At 66.7% G+C, this 18,095-nt stretch carries 17 protein-coding genes; 16 read left to right on the top strand and 1 reads right to left on the bottom strand.

Translation table 11 applies throughout. The features are described 5' to 3' along the window. Nucleotides 1–3: 3 nt before the first annotated feature. Nucleotides 4–330, bottom strand: a complete 327-nt coding sequence (locus tag ACS5NL_RS08480) for a cupredoxin domain-containing protein (protein WP_439353291.1) — start codon at nucleotides 328–330, stop codon at nucleotides 4–6. Between the two features lie 237 nt (nucleotides 331–567). Between ACS5NL_RS08480 and ACS5NL_RS08475 the strand changes: the two genes are divergently transcribed. From ACS5NL_RS08475 to ACS5NL_RS08400, 16 genes are all read left to right on the top strand, one after another. Then, a complete protein-coding gene (locus tag ACS5NL_RS08475) occupies nucleotides 568–1,800 on the top strand; it encodes a branched-chain amino acid ABC transporter substrate-binding protein (RefSeq protein WP_439353290.1) in 1,233 nt (410 codons plus the stop codon). Between the two features lie 209 nt (nucleotides 1,801–2,009). Next, nucleotides 2,010–3,032 (top strand): branched-chain amino acid ABC transporter permease, encoded by a 1,023-nt coding sequence (locus ACS5NL_RS08470; protein WP_439353289.1) that lies wholly within the window; start codon nucleotides 2,010–2,012, stop codon nucleotides 3,030–3,032. Between the two features lie 6 nt (nucleotides 3,033–3,038). Beyond that, on the top strand, nucleotides 3,039–4,331 hold the full coding sequence (locus ACS5NL_RS08465; protein WP_439353288.1) for a branched-chain amino acid ABC transporter permease: 1,293 nt from the start codon (nucleotides 3,039–3,041) through the stop codon (nucleotides 4,329–4,331). 44 nt (nucleotides 4,332–4,375) lie between these two features. After that, nucleotides 4,376–5,170: an ABC transporter ATP-binding protein gene (locus ACS5NL_RS08460; RefSeq protein WP_439353475.1), complete on the top strand. Its 795-nt coding sequence runs from the start codon at nucleotides 4,376–4,378 to the stop codon at nucleotides 5,168–5,170. Nucleotides 5,171–5,183: 13 nt separating this feature from the next. Then, complete coding sequence (locus ACS5NL_RS08455) at nucleotides 5,184–5,879, top strand: ABC transporter ATP-binding protein (protein WP_439353287.1); 696 nt, start codon at nucleotides 5,184–5,186, stop codon at nucleotides 5,877–5,879. A gap of 107 nt (nucleotides 5,880–5,986) precedes the next feature. Next, nucleotides 5,987–8,095, top strand: a complete 2,109-nt coding sequence (locus tag ACS5NL_RS08450) for a 3-hydroxyacyl-CoA dehydrogenase NAD-binding domain-containing protein (protein WP_439353286.1) — start codon at nucleotides 5,987–5,989, stop codon at nucleotides 8,093–8,095. A 33-nt stretch (nucleotides 8,096–8,128) separates the two neighbouring features. After that, the gene (locus tag ACS5NL_RS08445; RefSeq protein ID WP_439353285.1) at nucleotides 8,129–9,304 is read left to right on the top strand and encodes an acetyl-CoA C-acyltransferase; all 1,176 of its coding nucleotides are present in this window, start codon (nucleotides 8,129–8,131) and stop codon (nucleotides 9,302–9,304) included. 2 nt (nucleotides 9,305–9,306) lie between these two features. Further along, nucleotides 9,307–9,756, top strand: coding sequence for a PaaI family thioesterase (locus tag ACS5NL_RS08440; protein WP_439353284.1), 450 nt, complete (start codon nucleotides 9,307–9,309; stop codon nucleotides 9,754–9,756). Between the two features lie 16 nt (nucleotides 9,757–9,772). Further along, nucleotides 9,773–11,128, top strand: coding sequence for an acyclic terpene utilization AtuA family protein (locus ACS5NL_RS08435; protein ID WP_439353283.1), 1,356 nt, complete (start codon nucleotides 9,773–9,775; stop codon nucleotides 11,126–11,128). Beyond that, on the top strand, nucleotides 11,125–11,445 hold the full coding sequence (locus tag ACS5NL_RS08430) for an AtuA-related protein (protein WP_439353282.1): 321 nt from the start codon (nucleotides 11,125–11,127) through the stop codon (nucleotides 11,443–11,445). Before ACS5NL_RS08435 ends, ACS5NL_RS08430 begins: the two co-directional genes overlap by 4 nt. A gap of 34 nt (nucleotides 11,446–11,479) precedes the next feature. After that, on the top strand, nucleotides 11,480–12,445 hold the full coding sequence (locus ACS5NL_RS08425; RefSeq protein WP_439353281.1) for a Bug family tripartite tricarboxylate transporter substrate binding protein: 966 nt from the start codon (nucleotides 11,480–11,482) through the stop codon (nucleotides 12,443–12,445). A gap of 16 nt (nucleotides 12,446–12,461) precedes the next feature. After that, nucleotides 12,462–14,312, top strand: coding sequence for an acyl-CoA dehydrogenase (locus ACS5NL_RS08420; RefSeq protein ID WP_439353280.1), 1,851 nt, complete (start codon nucleotides 12,462–12,464; stop codon nucleotides 14,310–14,312). A gap of 26 nt (nucleotides 14,313–14,338) precedes the next feature. Then, on the top strand, nucleotides 14,339–15,130 hold the full coding sequence (locus ACS5NL_RS08415; RefSeq protein WP_439353279.1) for an SDR family oxidoreductase: 792 nt from the start codon (nucleotides 14,339–14,341) through the stop codon (nucleotides 15,128–15,130). A gap of 109 nt (nucleotides 15,131–15,239) precedes the next feature. Further along, nucleotides 15,240–16,460 (top strand): hypothetical protein, encoded by a 1,221-nt coding sequence (locus tag ACS5NL_RS08410; RefSeq protein ID WP_439353278.1) that lies wholly within the window; start codon nucleotides 15,240–15,242, stop codon nucleotides 16,458–16,460. 53 nt (nucleotides 16,461–16,513) lie between these two features. Beyond that, nucleotides 16,514–16,939, top strand: a complete 426-nt coding sequence (locus ACS5NL_RS08405) for a PaaI family thioesterase (protein ID WP_439353277.1) — start codon at nucleotides 16,514–16,516, stop codon at nucleotides 16,937–16,939. 36 nt (nucleotides 16,940–16,975) lie between these two features. Next, nucleotides 16,976–17,992 carry an NADP-dependent oxidoreductase gene (locus ACS5NL_RS08400; protein ID WP_439353276.1) on the top strand — a complete coding sequence of 339 codons (1,017 nt, stop codon included), beginning with the start codon at nucleotides 16,976–16,978 and terminating at the stop codon, nucleotides 17,990–17,992. Nucleotides 17,993–18,095: the final 103 nt, after the last annotated feature.

Raw genomic sequence — 18,095 nt, 5'->3', positions numbered from 1 at the left:
CGCTTATTCGGCGACGATGGTGCCTTGGGCACCGGCTTCCTTCTCGTGGAACTCTTCGACGAAGTTGTAGCGGCCGGGCTTGAGCGGGCCGAGGTGGACGACGGCCGAGGACTTGGCGGGAATGACCTTCTCGCGGCTCAGTGGCTTGCTCTCGAATTCGGCGGGCGTGCCGTCGTTGTTGACCACCTTCAGGTCGAACTTCTTGCCGGCCGGCACCTTGACTTCCTTGGGCGAGAAGACGTGGTTGTCGATGGTCAGCGTGATCACGTCGTCCGCGGCCATGGCGGAGGAGGCTGCGCAGAGGGACAGGGCGGCGAGCGCGAATTTCATGGGGACGTTCCTGGAGGGTTCAAGAGAATGGGAGAGGGGAAACAGGCTTCATGAGAATGACAGTGATTATCATTATATGTGTCTGATGCCATGGATGCAAAAGCGGCCGCAGCCTGGCGCCGGTGCTACGGAACTGAAAGCAGAGTCGCCTGCGCGATAGCGCCTAGGGCATTCCCTGAGCGTGCTGCCGGGGTCCGACGCTACGCTGACGCCTTCCCTTTCTCCAGGAGATGTCACGTGAAGTTCGCACACCAGTCTGTTGCCGCTGCCGCTCTCGTCTTGGCCTTCGGTGCCGCCCACGCCCAGAAGGGTGAAACCGTCAAGATTGCCTGGATCGATCCGCTCTCGGGCCTGATGGCGCCGGTCGGCTCCAACCAGCTCAAGAGCTTCCAGTTCTTCGCCGAGAAGTTCAGTGCCAACAACCCCGCCGGCGTGAAGTTCGAGGTCATTGGCCTGGACAACAAGCTCAGCCCGGCCGAAAGCCTGAACGCGTTCAAGGCCGCGCTGGACCAGGGTGTGCGCTACATCACCCAGGGCAATGGTTCGTCGGTGGCCGGTGCGCTGATCGATGCCGTCAACAAGCACAACGAGCGCAACCCGGGCAAGGAAGTCATCTTCCTGAACCACTCGGCCGTGGACCCCGACTTCACCAACAGCAAGTGCAGCTACTGGCACTTCCGCTTCGACGCCGACACCTCGATGAAGATGGAGGCGCTGACCACCTTCATGAAGGACAAGCCCGACGTCAAGAAGGTCTACCTGCTCAACCAGAACTACTCGCACGGTCAGCAGGTCGCCAAGTTCGCCAAGGAAACCCTGGCCCGCAAGCGCCCCGACGTGCAGATCGTCGGCGAAGACCTGCACCCGCTGGCCCAGGTGCGCGACTTCTCGCCCTACATCGCCAAGATCAAAGCCTCCGGCGCCGACACCGTGATCACCGGCAACTGGGGCTCCGACCTCGCGCTGCTGGTCAAGGCCGCCAACGAAGGTGGCTACACCGGCAAGTTCTTCACCTACTACACCGGCGTGACCGGCACGCCGACCGCGCTGGGTACCGCCGCCGAAGGCCGCGTGTTCCAGATCGCCTACAACCACTACAACATGGGTGGGCAGGTTGGAAAGTGGGCCGATGAATTCAAGACCAAGTTCAACGACGACTTCTACACCGGCTCGGTGATCCACATCTACAACGCGCTGGGCAGCGCCATGGCCAAGGCCAAGTCGACCGACCCGGTGAAGGTGGCCGCGGCGCTGGAAGGCATGAAGTTCAACAGCTTCAGTGGCGAGGTCGAAATGCGCAAGCTGGACCACCAGCTGCTGCAGCCGCTGTTCCTGACGGTCTGGCAGAAGGCCGACAAGAAGTACCCGTACAGCCCGGAAAACACCGGCATGACGCTGGCCCCGGTCAAGGAGTTCCCGGCCTACATCTCCAGCACGCCCACCAGCTGCCAGATGAAGCGGCCTGGATAAGGAGTCACCCCCGCGCCGCTTCGCGTCACCCCCTCCAGGGGGCAACGCGTTGCGGCCCGGCGGAGCCGGTTCCGCCGCGTTCTGGATGCAGGCACTTTGCTCCGCCCATGTGCTGGGTTGGATGATGTGAAACCAGTGCTCCTGACGGGCCATACTCGGCCTGCCTTCGCTTACCTTCCCCCAACCGATTCGCCCTCGAAAGGCCATTCATGGAGTTCTTCATCATCTCCATGCTCAACGGCGTGAGCTACGGCTTGCTGCTGTTCATGTTGAGCTCGGGGCTGACGCTCATCTTCAGCATGATGGGCGTGCTCAATTTCGCGCACGCCAGCTTCTACATGATCGGTGCCTACATCGGCTACACGGTGTCGAGCCTGATCGGCTTCTGGCCCGCGCTGATCGTCGCGCCGCTGGCGGTCGGTGTGCTGGGAGCGCTGTTCGAGCGGCTGTCGCTGCGCAAGGTGCACAAGTTCGGCCATGTGCCCGAGCTGCTCGTGACCTTCGGCCTGTCGTACATCGTGCTGGAGCTGGTGCAGCTGATCTGGGGCCGCACGGCGGTCGAGTTCACCCCGCCCGAGGCCCTGCGTGGCCCCGCCTTCACGCTGGTGCACCACGCGACCGAGGGCCTGCACCTGGTCATGGGCGCCGCCAGCCAGGCGGCCTGCAGCGCCGAGGGTGTGATCTGCACACCGTTCCCGGCCACGCGCGCTTTCATGATGGGCATCGCGGTGCTGATGCTGGTGGCGCTGTGGCTGCTGCTCACGCGCACCCGCATCGGTCTGGTGATCCAGGCCGCGCTCACGCACCCGGAAATGGTCGAGAGCCTGGGCCACAACGTGCCGCGCGTGCTGATGATGGTGTTCGGTGCGGGCACCGGCCTGGCCGGTCTGGCCGGCGTGATCGGCGGCAGCACCTTCGTGACCGAGCCGGCGATGGCCGGCACCGTGGGATCGGTGATCTTCGTGGTGGTGGTGGTCGGCGGCATGGGCTCGCTCTCGGGAGCCTTCCTGGCCTCGGTGCTGATCGGTGTGATCCAGACCTTTGCGGTGGGGCTGGACCACTCGTTCGTCAGCGTGGCGCAGCAGCTGGGCTGGACCCTGTCGGCTGCGGCACAGAACAGCTCGGTGCTCAAGCTCACGCTGTCGCAGGTCGCGCCGATCCTGCCGTATCTGTTCCTGGTGCTGATCCTGATCTTCCGGCCCAAGGGTCTTCTCGGGACGCGCGAAGGGTAAGCCGACATGTCCAAGCAGTACTACGAATTCAAACCCTGGAACGTCGGGCGGTGGGTCATCTGGTCGCTGTTCGCGCTGGTCCTTCTGGTGGCACCCAGGGTGTTCACCAGCAGCCTGTCGGTGACCATGCTGGCGCAGATGGGCATCGCGATCATCGCCTGCCTGTCCTACAACATCCTGCTCGGGCAGGGCGGCATGCTCAGCTTCGGGCATGCGGTCTACACCGGTCTCGGGTCCTATGTCGCCATCCACGCGCTCAATGCGGCCGCCGGTGGCTCCTGGCCGATTCCGGTCAGCCTGGTGCCGATCGTCGGTGGTTTCGCGGGGCTGTTCTTCGCGATCCTGTTCGGCTATGTGACGACCAAGAAGGCCGGCACGCCGTTCGCGATGATCACGCTGGGCATGGCCGAGCTGGTGTTCGCGATGTCGCTGATGTTCTCGGACTTCTTCGGCGGTGAGGCCGGTGTCTCGGGCAACCGGGTGATCGGTGAGCCCTTCCTGGGCATCAGCTTCGGTCCGCCGATCCAGGTCTATTACCTGATCGCGCTCTACACCTTCGTCTGCGTGGCGCTGATGTTCGCCTTCACCCGCACGCCGCTGGGCCGCATCCTGAACGCGGTGCGCGACAACCCCGAGCGGGTCGAGTTCATCGGCTACAACACGCAGAAGGTGCGCTACCTCGCGTTCATGATCGCCGGCTTCTTCGCCGGCATCGCGGGCGGCCTGGGTGCCCTCAACTTCGAGATCGTGACGGCCGAGGTGGTGGGGGCCGCGCGCTCGGGCGGTTACCTGCTGTTCACCTTCCTGGGCGGCGCGACCTTCTTCTTCGGTCCGATCATCGGCGGCGTCCTGATGGTGCTGGCGGCCGTGCTGCTGTCGGAGTTGACCAAGGCCTGGCTGCTCTACCTGGGCCTGATCTTCCTGTTCATGGTGATGTACGCGCCGGGCGGCATCGCCAGTCTGATCATGATGAACCTGCGTGTGGCCTCGTTCGGGCGGCTGCGCGAGATCTGGGTGGCCTACCTGGCGCTGGGCGTGACGGCGTTGCTGGTGCTGCTGGGTGCCGGGTCGATGGTCGAGATGATCTACCACCTCAAGCTCAATGCCGCCATGGGCGACTCGGTGAAATACCTGGGCGTGGAGCTCAACACCAAGGCCGGGGCGACCTGGTTCGGCGCGCTGTTCGTGACGCTGACCTGCCTGGGCGTGTTCGAGATCGCGCGCCGGCATTTCACCGCCCAGTGGTCGGCGATCCAGACCGACATCGAAAAAGAGATCAAGCGCCGGGAGACGGAATGAGCATCACCCCCCACGCCGCCAACCCCGAGCGGTTCGACCAGGGCATGAGCCATGTGCACGCGGGCGGATACGCCCTCGAACTGCGCGACCTGCGCAAGAGCTTCGGCAAGACCGAGATCATCCGCGGTGCCAACCTGGCGGTGCGCGCCGGCGAGCGCATCGCCATCATCGGCCCCAACGGCGCGGGCAAGTCCACGCTGTTCAACCTGATCTCGGGCCGCTTCGCGCCCACCAGCGGCGAGGTGCTGCTCAACGGCACCCGCATCGACGGCAGGAAGCCGTTCGAGATCAACCGCCTTGGCCTCTCGCGCAGCTTCCAGATCACCAACATCTTCCCCAAGCTCAGCGTGTTCGAGAACCTGCGCTGCGGCGTGCTGTGGAGCCTGGGTTACCGCTACACGCTGTTCCGCTTTCTCGCCGACCTGACCGACGCCAACGAACGGGCCGAAGAACTGATGCGCATGATCCGGCTCGACAAGAAGCGCGACACGCTGGCGATGAGCCTGACCTACGCCGAACAGCGCGCGCTGGAGATCGGCATCACCATCGCCGGAGGCGCCAACGTGATCCTGCTGGACGAACCCACGGCCGGCATGAGCAAGAGCGAAACCAGCCGCTTCATCGACCTGATCCGCGAGGTGACGGTGGGCAAGACCCTGCTGACGGTGGAACACGACATGGGCGTGGTGTTCGGCCTGGCCGACAAGATCGCGGTGGTGGTCTACGGCGAGGTGATCGCCTTCGACACGCCCGAGGCGGTGCGCGCCAATCCGAAGGTGCAGGAGGCCTATCTCGGATCGGTGCTGGCCGACCAGCAGGCCGCCGAGGCCGGGCATTGAAGGAGGCCCCGACATGCTGAACATCGAGAACCTCCACGCCTACTACGGCAAGAGCCATGTGCTGCACGGCGTGAGCTTTGGCGTCGGGCAGGGCGAGATCGTCGCGCTGCTGGGCCGCAACGGCTCGGGCCGTTCCACCACCGCCAAGGCCATCATGGGTCTGGTCGACTGCGAAGGCCGCATCGACTGGAAGGGCCAGCCCATCCGCGGCAAGAAGCCCTTCGAAGTCGCCCACCTGGGCATTGGCTACGTGCCCGAGAACCGCGACATCTTCCCCAAGCTCACGGTGCACCAGAACCTGCTGCTGGGCCAGAAAGGCAAGGGCAAGGGCGCGCGCTGGAGCTTCGACGACATGTACGCCATGTTCCCGCGCCTCAAGGAGCGCCAGCACACCGAGGCCGGCGTGCTCTCGGGCGGCGAGCAGCAGATGCTGACCCTGTGCCGCACGCTGATGGGTGACCCCGATCTGATCATCATCGACGAGCCGACCGAGGGCCTGGCGCCCAAGATCGTGGAGCTGGTGGGCGAGTACCTGCAGAAGCTCAAGGCGCGCGGTCTCTCGGTGCTGCTGATCGAGCAGAAGCTCACCATCGCGATGAACATCTCGGACCGTGCCCTGGTGATGGGCCACGGCAGCATCGTGTTCGAAGGCACGCCGGACGGCCTGCGCGCAGACCCCTATACCCGGAAAGAGTGGCTGGAGGTCTGAGTGACCCGCTGGCGACAAGCGGCGCTTGCCGCAGCGCACAATTTTCCTAAAATCGCACGACCGTTCGTTTTTGAATCGTTTTTCCGCTTCACCCCAGAGGAGATTCCATGACCGCTGAGTACCAGGTCCACGGCGATGTGGCCGTCATTTCGCTGAACAACCCGCCGGTCAACGGCCTGGGTCTGTCCACCCGCCAAGCCATCGTCGACGGGCTGGAGAAGGCCGAGAACGACCCGGCCGTCAAGGCCATCGTGCTGACCGGCGCCGGCAAGGCGTTTTCGGGCGGTGCCGACATCCGCGAGTTCGGTTCGCCCAAGGCGATCCAGGAACCCAACCTGCTCTCCGTCATCGTCCGCGTCGAGAACACCACCAAGCCGGTGATCGCGGCCGTGCACAGCGTCTGCATGGGCGGCGGCCTCGAACTCGCTCTCGGTGCGCACTACCGCATCGCCGCCCCCGGCTGCAACGTGGCCCTGCCCGAGGTCAAGCTGGGCCTGATCCCCGGCGCTGGTGGCACGCAGCGCCTGCCGCGCGTGCTGGGCGTCGAAGCCGCGCTGAACATGATCGTCGGCGGCGAGCCGGTCAAGAGCGAGATGCTGGCTCAGCTGCCGGGTCAGAAGCTGTTCGACAAGCTGGCCGCCTCGCCCGAAGCGCTGGCCGAAGAAGCGCTGGCCTTCGCCCGCGAGATGGCCGCCAAACACGCCGACGGCTCGGCCTTCCCGCTGGTGCGCAATCTGCCTTGCAAACACAAGGACGGCGACGCCTACTTCCAGTTTGCGCGCAACATGGTCAAGGGCATGGCCAAGAACTTCCCGGCGCCCGCCAAGTGCGTGGACGCGGTCGAAGCCGCGACCAAGAAGAAGTTCAACGACGGCATGGTGTTCGAGCGCGAGATCTTCATCAATCTGATGTGGACGCCCGAGTGCAAGTCGCTGCGCCACCTGTTCACGGCCGAGCGCGCCGCCAGCAAGATCCCCGACGTGCCGGAAGACACGCCCAAGCGCGACATCCAGTCGGTGGCCGTGATCGGCGCCGGCACCATGGGCGGCGGCATCACCATGAACTTCCTCAACGCCGGCATCCCGGTGAAGATGCTGGAGATGAAGCAGGAGGCGCTGGACCGCGGCATCGCGACCATCCGCAAGAACTACGAAGCCCAGGTCAAGAAGGGCAAGCTCAAGCAGGACAAGTACGAGCAGCGCATGGGCCTGCTCTCCACCACGCTGAGCTACGACGATCTGGGTGCGGCCGACCTGGTGATCGAGGCCGTGTTCGAAGAGATCGGCGTCAAGGAAGCGGTGTTCAAGGAACTCGACCGCGTGATGAAGCCCGGCGCCATCCTGGCCTCCAACACCTCCACGCTGGACGTCAACAAGATCGCGAACTTCACCAAGCGTCCGCAGGACGTGGTGGGCATGCACTTCTTCAGCCCCGCCAACGTGATGAAGCTGCTGGAAGTGGTGCGTGGTGACGCGACCGCCAAGGACGTGCTGGCCACCGTGATGGCCATCTCCAAGAAGATCAAGAAGACGGCCGTGGTCTCCGGCGTCTGCGACGGCTTCATCGGCAACCGCATGATCGAGCAGTACGGCCGCCAGGGTGGCTTCCTGCTCGACGAAGGCTGCACGCCCGAGCAGGTGGACAAGGCGATGGAGAAGTTCGGCATGGCCATGGGCCCGTTCCGCATGGGCGACCTGGCCGGCAACGACATCGGCTGGGCGATCCGCAAGCGCCGCTACCAGGAAAAGCCGGACATGAAGTACAGCAAGACCGCCGACCTGCTGTGCGAGAAGGGCCGCTTCGGCCAGAAGACCGGCGCCGGCTGGTACGACTACGTGCCGGGCAAGCGCGACGCGATCCCGAACGCCGAGGTGGTGAAGATGATCGAGGACCACCGGGCCGCCGCCGGCATCACGCCGCGCAAGATTTCCGACGAAGAGATCGTGCAGCGCCTGGTGTTCAGCCTGGTGAACGAAGCCGCGCACATCCTGGAAGAGGGCATCGCCAACAAGGCCAGCGACATCGACGTGGTCTACATCTTCGGTTACGGCTTCCCGGTCTACCGCGGCGGCCCGCTGAACTACGCCAACGAAGTCGGCCTGTTCAACGTGGTCCAGGCCATGAAGCGCTTTGCGAAGAACCCGCTGGACGACGCGAAGTTCTGGACGCCTGCCCCCCTGCTGGCCAAGCTGGCCGCAGAGGGAAAAACTTTCTGATGACCGCACGAATCAAGATTTGAGGAACCCATCATGACCAACGCCGTCATCGTCTCCACCGCCCGCACACCCCTGACCAAGAGCTGGAAGGGCGCTTTCAACATGACCCACGGCGCCACGCTCGGCGGACACGCCGTGCAGCACGCCGTGCAGCGCGCCGGCATCGACGCTTCGGAAGTCGAAGACGTGATCATGGGTTGCGCCAACCCCGAGGGCGCGACGGGCGCCAACATCGCGCGCCAGATCGCGCTCAAGGCCGGCCTGCCGATCACGGTATCCGGCATGACCGTCAACCGCTTCTGCTCGTCCGGCCTGCAGACCATCGCCCTGGCCGCGCAGCGCATCATCGCCGGCGAAGGCTCGGTGTATGTGGCCGGTGGCGTGGAAAGCATCTCCTGCGTGCAGCAGGAAATGAACGTGCACATGCTCAAGGACCTCGCGCTGGAGAAGATCAAGCCTGAGATCTACTGGAACATGCTGCAGACCGCCGAACAGGTGGCCAAGCGCTACGGCATCGGCCGCGACGCGATGGACGAGTACGGCGCCGCCAGCCAGCAACGTGCCACGGCCGCGCTGGAAGCCGGCCTGTTCAAGGCCGAGATCGCGCCCATCACCGTGACCGCCGGCGTGGCCGACAAGGTCATGGGTCTGATGACCAAGCAGGTCACGGTCGAGAACGACGAAGGCATCCGCGCCGGCACCACCAAGGAAGGCATCTCCGGTCTGCGTTCGGCCCTGCCGGGCGGCCTGGTCACGGCCGGCAACGCCAGCCAGTTCAGCGACGGCGCCGGTGCCTGCGTGCTGATGGACGAGACCCTGGCCGAAAAGCGTGGCCTGCAGCCGCTGGGCCGCTTTCTGGGCTTCGCGGTTGCCGGCTGTGAGCCCGACGAAATGGGCATCGGCCCGGTGTTCGCCATCCCCAAGGTGCTCGCGCGCCTGGGCCTGAAGGTCAGCGACATCGACCTGTGGGAACTCAACGAAGCGTTTGCGGTGCAGGTGCTGTACTGCCGCGACAAGCTGGGCATCCCGGCCGACCGCCTGAACGTCAACGGCGGCGCCATCGCCGTGGGCCACCCCTACGGCGTGTCGGGCCAGCGCCTGACCGGCCATGCGCTGATCGAAGGCAAGCGCCGCGGCGCCAAGCGCGTCTGCGTGACCATGTGCATCGGCGGCGGCATGGGCGCTGCCGGGGTTTTCGAGGTTCTCTGAACATGGCGGAGCCGGTCACGGTCAGCCCCGAGGTCTTCCTCGCCATGGGCCGCGAGGTCCTGGCGAAGCAGCCGTTTTCGGTGCTGATCGGTGCCGAGCTGGCCGCACTCTCGCCCGGGCGCTGCGAGCTGCACGTCCCGGTGTCGGAGTCGGTCAAGCAGCAGTTCGGTTTCGTGCATGGCGGCGTGGTGAGCTACGCCGCCGACAACGCGCTGACCTACGCGGGCGGTACCGCGCTGCGGGTGCCGGTGGTGACCTCGGAGTTCAAGATCAACTACTTGCGCCCCGCCATCGGCGAGCGCCTGATCGCGCGCGCCGAGGCCGTGCACACCGGCAAGACGCAGGCGGTCTGCCGCTGCGACGTGTTCGTGGTGCAGAACGGCGAGGAGAAGCTCTGCGCGGTGGCACAGGGCACCATCGCGGCCCTGCCGCCGGCCGCTCCGGCCCCCTGACGCGGAGCACCCGGACGTGAACCCCTACCGGATCGGCGCAGGCGCAGGCTACGCCGGGGACCGGATCGACCCGGCCCTGGACCTGGCACAGCGCGGGCAGCTCGATGCGCTGGTGTTCGAGTGCCTGGCCGAACGCACCATCGCTCTCGCGCAGTTGCGCCGCCGCGCCGACCCAGATGCGGGCTTCGATCCGATGCTGATGGCCCGCATGCGGGCGGTGCTGCCGGCCTGCATGGCGCAGGGCACGACGGTCATCACCAACATGGGTGCGGCCAACCCGCTGGCGGCCGGCCACGCGGTGCTGGCGGTGGCGCGCGAACTGAAGCTGCCGCGCCTGCGGGTGGCGGTGGTGCTGGGCGACGACGTGCTCGACTGGGTGCGGCAGCACGATGCGCCGCTGCTGGACAGCGCCGACACGGTGCGATCGCTGGATGGCCGGCTGATCTCCGCCAACGCCTACCTGGGTGCCGACGCCCTGCTGCCGGCGCTGGCGGCGAAGCCCGATGTGGTCATCACCGGGCGCGTGGCCGATCCCTCGCTGTTTCTCGCACCGCTGATGCAGCACTTCGGCTGGGCCCACGACGACTGGCACCGGCTGGGCCAGGGGCTGGTGGTCGGGCACCTGCTGGAATGCGCGGCGCAGGTCAGCGGCGGTTACCTGGCCGACCCGGGCCGGGTGGACGTGCCCGACCTGCACCGGGTGGGCTTTCCGCTGGCCGAGGTGCAGGCCGATGGCCGTGCGGTCATCACCAAGCTGCCGGGCACCGGCGGTCGTGTGGACCGGCTGGGCTGCACAGCGCAGCTCCTGTACGAAGTCGAAGACCCGGCGGCCTACCTGCAGGCCGATGTGACCGGCGACTTTTCCCGGGTTCGCTTCACCGAAGCGGGCAGCGACCGGGTGAGCGTGACCGGTGCCACCGGCCATGCGCGCCCCGACCGGCTCAAGGTGACGCTCGGGTACGCGGACGGCTTCATCGGCGAAGGCCAGATTTCCTACGCCGGTCCGGGTGCGCGTGGGCGGGGTGAGCTGGCGCTGGAGATTCTGCGGCATCGGCTGGCAGACGCTGCTTTGTCGCCATCGCTCGCGGGGCTCGAACAGCGCGCCGAGCTGATCGGTGTCAACGCCATGCATGGCCCGGCACTTGGCGCGGACCGCGAGCCTTACGAGGTGCGCGTGCGGCTGGCGGTGCGCTGCGACAACCGAGCCCAGGCCGAGCGCGTGGGCCACGAGGTCGAAGCGCTGTACCTCAACGGTCCGGCGGCCGGCGGCGGCGTCACGCAGTCGGTGCGTGAGGTGGTCGCGGTGGCGTCGATGCTCATTCCGCGCGAGGCGGTGCGGCCCCGCTGCGAGATCCTGGAGTGGATGGCATGAACCCGCCCCCACGCATCCTGCGCGACATCGCGCTCGCCCGCTCGGGCGACAAGGGCAACCGCGCCACGCTCAGCGTGATCGCGCTGGACGCCGCCGACTTTCCGGTCATCGACCGCTGGCTGACGGCCGAACGGGTGCGCCTCCATTTCGAGGGCCTGGTCCATGGCGCCGTCGATCGCTACCCGCTGCCGCAGCTGTCGGCGGTGCACTTCGTGCTGCATGATGCCCTGGCGGGCGGCGTCACGCGGTCGCTGGCACTGGACGCGCACGGCAAGACCTTGAGCGCGGCGCTGCTGGACATGCCGTTGCCCGAATGAGTTCCGTTTGACACCACATACGAGGAGACACCCCATGCGTTCACTGACCCGAGTCCTGGCCACGGCGGCCGCCGCACTGGCCTGCACCGCCGCGCTGGCGCAGACCTACCCCGACCGGCCGATCAAGGCCGTGGTGCCGTTCGCCGCCGGCAGCGCCACCGACCAGATCGGCCGCGCCTTCGCGCAGAAGATGCAGGAAGCGCTGGGCCAGCCCATCGTGATCGACAACAAGCCGGGCGTGAACGGCATGCTGGGCGCGGACGCGGTGGCCAAGGCCGCACCCGACGGTTACACCCTCCTGATCGGCACCAACAGCACCAATGCCGCACTCAAGAGCCTGATGAAGCAGCTGCCCTACGACCAGGACAAGGCCTTCGCGCCGGTGGCCTACATGGGCTCGGTGCCGCTGATCATCGCGGTGCACCCGGACGTGCCGGCCAAGACGCTCAAGGAACTGGTGGCGATGGCCAAGGCCAAGCCGGGAAGTGTCAACTTCGCCAGTGCCAGCACCTCGCAGCTGGTGTCGACCGAGATGTTCGCCGGCATGGCCGGCATCGAACTGACCAACGTGCCCTACAAGAGCGGCCCGGCCGCGATGACCGACCTGATCGGTGGCGTGGTGCAGATGTTCAGCGCCGACTTCGCCGTCATGCTGCCGCAGGTCAAAGCGGGCAAGGTGCGTGGCCTGGCGGTGACTTCGACCAGGCGTTCGGCGGCGGTGCCCGACATTCCCACCGTGAACGAGGCGCTGGGCATCAAGGACTACGAACTGATCGCCTACTTCGCGATGTACGTGCCCGCCGGCACCCCCGCCGACGTGGTCGCCAAACTCAACCGGGCGGCGAACGCCGCGGCCAACAGCAAGGAGGTGCAGGAGAAGTTCGCCGGCATCGGCTTTGCGGTGGAGCCCGGCACGCCGGAGGACCTGGCCAGACGCGGTGTGAGCGAGACCGCCAAGTGGGCCAAGGCCATCAAAGACGCCAAGATCGAACCGCAATAAGACCTGACCTCCGACCATGAGCCTGCGCCCCACCATCGATTTCCTGCTCAACGACTGGCTGTCCGTCGAGCGCCTGAACCAGCGCGAACGCTTCGCCGACCACAGCCGCGAGACCTTCGACGCGGTGCTCGACACCTGCGAGCGCATCGCGCGCGAGAAGTACGCACCGTTCAACCGCGTGGTGGACACGCAGGAGCCGCACTTCGACGGCGAGAAGGTGATCCTGCCGCAGGCCACGCACGACGCGCAGAAGGCGTACGCGGAGAGCGGCATGCTGAGCGCCGCACAGGACTACGACATCGGCGGCATGCAGCTGCCCTACACCGTGGAGGCGGCGGCCAACGCCTTCTTCGCCATGGCCTCGGTCAGCATCGGATCGGGCATGCTCACCACCGGCAACGCCAACCTGCTGATGAAGCACGGCACCGAGGCGCAGAAGCGCGTGTTCGCGCTCAACGAGTTCGGCGGGCGCTTCTCCGGCACCATGTGCCTGAGCGAGCCGCAGGCCGGTTCGTCGCTGAGCGACGTGGCGACCCGCGCCGTGCCGGACGGGGAGGGCTTCGAGACCGATCCGCTCGGTCCGCGCTACCGGCTCAAGGGCAACAAGATGTGGATCTCGGCCGGCGAGCACGAGCTGACCGAGAACATCATTCATCTGGTGCTGGCCAAGATCCCCGATGCACACGGCAAGCTGGTGCCGGGCACGCGCGGCATCTCGCTCTTCATCGTGCCCAAGAAGCTGGTCGACACCGAAGGTCAGCTGACCGGCGAACGCAACGACGTGGCGCTGGCGGGACTGAACCACAAGTGCGGCTGGCGCGGCACGACCAACACGCTGCTGAACTTCGGCGAGGGCAAGTACCCGGTGCGCGGCGGTGCCGGCGGTGGCCTGGATGGCGCTGGTGCCGGCGCCGTGGGCTACCTGGTCGGCGAGCCCGGCAAGGGCCTGTACTGCATGTTCCACATGATGAACGAGGCCCGCATCGGCGTCGGCCTGGCCGCGACCATGCTGGGCATGGCGGGCTACCACGCCTCGCTGGACTACGCGAAGAACCGGCCGCAGGGTCGGCCGATCTCCTCCGGCGGAAAAGACGCCGCGGCGCCGCAGGTGCGGATCATCGAACACGCCGACGTCAAGCGCATGCTGCTGGCGCAGAAGAGCTATGCCGAAGGTGCGCTGGCGCTGGAGCTGTACTGCGCCCGTCTGGTCGACGAGCAGCACACCGGTGCGCCCGAGGCGGCCGACGACGCGCGCCTGTTGCTGGAGGTGCTGACGCCGATCGCCAAGAGCTGGCCCAGCGAGTGGTGCCTGGAGGCCAACTCGCTGGCGATCCAGGTGCATGGTGGCTACGGCTACACGCGCGATTTCCCGGTCGAGCAGTACTGGCGCGACAACCGCCTGAACATGATCCACGAGGGCACGCACGGCATCCAGGGCATGGACCTGCTGGGTCGCAAGGTGCTGATGGAGAACGGCAAGGGCCTGCAGCTGCTGGCCGGCCGTGTCAACGCCACCATCGAACGTGCGATCCAGATCCCCGAATTCGCTGCGCACGCCAGCGCCCTGGGCCAGGCGCTGCAGGCCGTGGGCGCGACCACCAAGGCCGCCTGGGCCACGGCGAATCCGACCGAGGCGCTGGCCAACGCCGTGCCCTACCTGCAGGCCTTCGGCCACACGGTGCTGGCCTGGGTCTGGCTCGATGTCGCCCTGGCCGCGCACGCCGCGGCCGACAGCAGCGCACGCACCGGCCGCCTGGCCGCGGCGCGCTTCTTCTTCCACTACGAGCTGCCCAAGATCGGCGCCTGGCTGCAGGTGGTGCGCGAGCGCGACCTGACTTGCGCCGGGCTGGCCGAAGACGCTTTCTGATTTCCCACCATTCCAAGGAGACATCCATGACACGCACCATTCCCCAACTCTTTGACCTCAAGGGCAAGACCGCCCTGGTGACCGGCGGCTCGCGCGGCCTGGGCCTGCAGATGGCCCACGCCCTGGGCGAAGCCGGCGCCCGCGTCGTGATCAGTTCGCGCAAGGCCAGCGACCTCGAAGAGGCCACAGCCGAACTGCAGGCCGCCGGCATCGACGCGCGCTGGATCGCCGCCGACTGCCAGCACGAGGAAGACATCCGCCGCCTGGTCAGCGAGACGCTGCAGCGCGCGGGCGACGTCGACATCCTGGTCAACAACGCCGGTGCCGCCTGGGGCGCGCCCGCCGAGGACCATCCGCTCGAAGCCTGGGACAAGGTGATGAACCTGAACGTGCGCAGCTACTTCTTCCTGAGCCAGCTGATCGCCAAGGCCAGCATGATCCCGAAGAAGCGAGGCAGCATCATCAACACCGCCTCCATCGCGGGCCTGGGCGGCAACCCCTCGGGCATGAAGACGATTGCCTACAACACCTCCAAGGGCGCCGTCATCAACTTCACCCGCGCGCTGGCCGCCGAATGGGGCGAACATGGCATCCGCGTCAACGCGATCTGCCCGGGCTTCTTCCCGAGCAAGATGACCGCCGGCACCTTGAAGGCCATGGGCGAGGAGCAACTGGCCGCCCATGCGCCGCTGCGCCGCCTGGGCGACGACGAAGACCTCAAGGGCCTGACCGTGCTCTACGCCTCCGACGCCGGCAAACACATCACCGGCCAGTGGCTGGCGGTGGATGGCGGGGTGTCGGTGATCACCGGGGGCTGACCCTTCCCTGCCTGCGGGGGTCGCCCGCAGGTCGTGACTTTTGGCACTCCCCGGGACCCGGGACGGCGTGATGAACTCCGTCCCATCCACGATCCCGGGAGCCATTGTCATGAAGCCATTCTTCGGTGCCGCCGCCGCTGCGGCAGCCCTTCCTGCCCTGCGGCGCGTGTGCCTCTGGGGCGCGCTGGCCGCGACCCTCGGGCTCGCCGCTTGCGGGGGCGGCGCTGCCGCCGATTCCCCCAGCCCGGTGGCGGAGAGCAAGACCCAGGGGCTGACCAGCCAGCAGGCCGGGGCGCTGGCCGGCCTCAACCGACAGACGCTGGCGGCTGCAGCGATCGATTCGGACACCGGGACCGCACCCGCGGCGGCGCCCGAGCGCAAGGCCTTCGTGAAGGTCACGATGTACCGCTTCTACAACACGCGGACCGGTGCCCACTTCTACACCGTCAGCACCACCGAGCGCGACAACATCCAGGCCACCCTGCCGTATTTCACCTACGAAGGCGCGGCCTACGAGGTGTACGGGCAGGCGGCAGCCGGGCTGAGTCCGGTCTACCGCTTCTTCAACCGGAACACGGGCACCCATCTCTACACCATCAGCGAAACCGAGAAATCCGCGATCCTGGCCAACTACCCGTACTTCTCGCTCGACGGTGTCGCGTTCTACGCCAGCACGACCCAGCAATCGGGCATGCGCCCCGTCTACCGCTTCTACCAGACCGTCGGTGGCTTCCATTTCTACACCGCCAGCGAGACGGAAAAGAACAGCCTGCTCGGCGCGGGCAACGGCTACAGCCTGGACGGTCCCGCCTACTACATCCCGGTGCCGCAGATCACGTGCACGCCGCCACTGGTGCCCAACAGCGATGGCACCGCCTGTGTGAATCCGCCGCCCACCTTGCCGGCGGGGTCCTACCTGGACAACCGGCTGACGGGCCGGTGGCAATACATCACGACCTTCCTGGACGGCACCCAGTACGGCAGCTTCTACACCTTCGGCGCCAACGGCTACTTCGACTACACCCTGATCTACAAGGGCCCGACCGCCAGCTGCATCGCGTTCCGCCAGGCCGTCGCCTACCACCAGGGCAGCTACGGTGTGGTGGGGTCCATCAGCGACGCGGCCAACGCGGGCAGGATATACCTGCTCGACACGGCCAACTATGTGGAGTACACCCGCTGCAACGGCGTGGTCGAGCGGGTGCCATGGCAGGGGTCGCAACCGCACTTCCATTGGGCGGGCTTCTCGGGCGGCTTGCTCTACACCAACCACACCGACGACGCGCAGGTCGCCAACACCGGCAATCTGGGGCACGTCAAGACACAGTGATTTCCTGACTCCGAAGGGACAGCGGCAGCCCCGAATGGCTGTATCGTTGTCCCATGAAATTCGAAGTCCACATTCCCTTCGTCGAACTGCTCGGCTTTGAGCTGCAGCGGTTCGAGAACGGCGAGGCGCAGATCGGATTCCACTCGAAGCCCGAGCACCAGAACTCGTTCAACGTGGTGCACGGCGGCGCCAGCATGACGCTGCTGGACGTGGTGATGGCGCACGCCGCGCGCTCGGTCGAGCCGGCCATGGGCTGCGTCACCATCGAGATGAAGACCAGCTTCATGCGCCCGGCCAAGGGTGCGATCACGGCGCACGGCAAGCTGCTGCACCGCACCGCCACCATGGCCTTCACCGAAGGCCGCATCGTCGACGCCGCGGGCAAGCTCTGCGCACACGCCACCGGCACCTTCAAGTTCGTGCCGCGCCTGCCGGTCGGCAGGTCCACCCAGCCACTCAACAACCTGCGCACCGACTGAGTAGCGCAGCGCTTTTTCAAAACACGGAGACACACCATGGCCAAGAACCAGCAGATCCTTCTCGACAACCGCCCGCAGGGCGAAGCCACTGTCGGCAACTTCAAACTCGTCACCACCGAGACGCCGCCGCTCAAGGACGGCCAGGTGCTGGTGCGCCACCACTACCTCAGCCTGGACCCGTACATGCGCGGGCGCATGAACGACAGCAAGAGCTACGCCGCCTCGCAGCCGCTGGGCGAGGTGATGATCGGCGGCACGGTCGGCGAGGTGGTCGACTCGCGCCATCCCAAGTACCTGCCGGGTGACCGCGTGGTCGGCATGGGCGGCTGGCAGGAATTCAGCGTGGTCGACGCGGTGCAGCCCGGCGCGCTGCGCAAGGTCGACACCACGCACGTGCCGCTGTCGTACTACCTGGGCGCGGTCGGCATGCCGGGCGTGACCGCCTGGTACGGTCTGGTGAAGATCATCGCGCCCAAGGCCGGCGACACGGTGGTCATCAGCGCGGCCACGGGTGCGGTCGGCAGCGCCTTCGGTGCGCTGGCCAAGGCGCGTGGCTGCCGCGTGGTCGGCATTGCCGGTGGTCCCGAGAAGTGCGCCTATGCGGTCAAGGAACTGGGTTTCGACGCCTGCATCGACTACAAGCAGCACAAGGACATGTACTCGCTGGCCAAGGCGCTCAAGCAGGAGTGCCCCAACGGCATCGACGGCTACTTCGAGAACGTGGGCGGCATGATCCTGGACGCGGTGTTGCTGCGCATGAACGCCTTCGGCCGCATTGCCGTCTGCGGAATGATCGCCGGCTACGACGGCCAGCCGCTGCCGCTGGCCAACCCGGCGCTGATCCTGGTCAACCGCCTCAAGATCGAAGGCTTCATCGTCAGCGAACACATGGAGGTCTGGCCCGAGGCGCTGACCGAGCTGGGCACGCTGGTGGCGCAGGGCAAGCTGCGGCCGCGCGAAACCATTGCCGAAGGCATCGCATCCGCCCCTGAAGCCTTCATGGGCCTGCTCAAGGGCAAGAATTTCGGCAAGCAGTTGGTGAAGCTCATTTAGCCCCCCCCCCTCGCGCCGCCTGCGGCGTCACCCCCCAGGGGACGCCACTGGCGGCCCGGCGGAGCCGGTTCCACGGTGGCCTCGACCGAAGTCACCGCTTTCG

Source organism: Hydrogenophaga sedimenti, from assembly GCF_051857515.1.
Classification (GTDB): domain Bacteria; phylum Pseudomonadota; class Gammaproteobacteria; order Burkholderiales; family Burkholderiaceae_C; genus Hydrogenophaga.
This window is presented reverse-complemented; position numbering and strand designations above follow the sequence as displayed.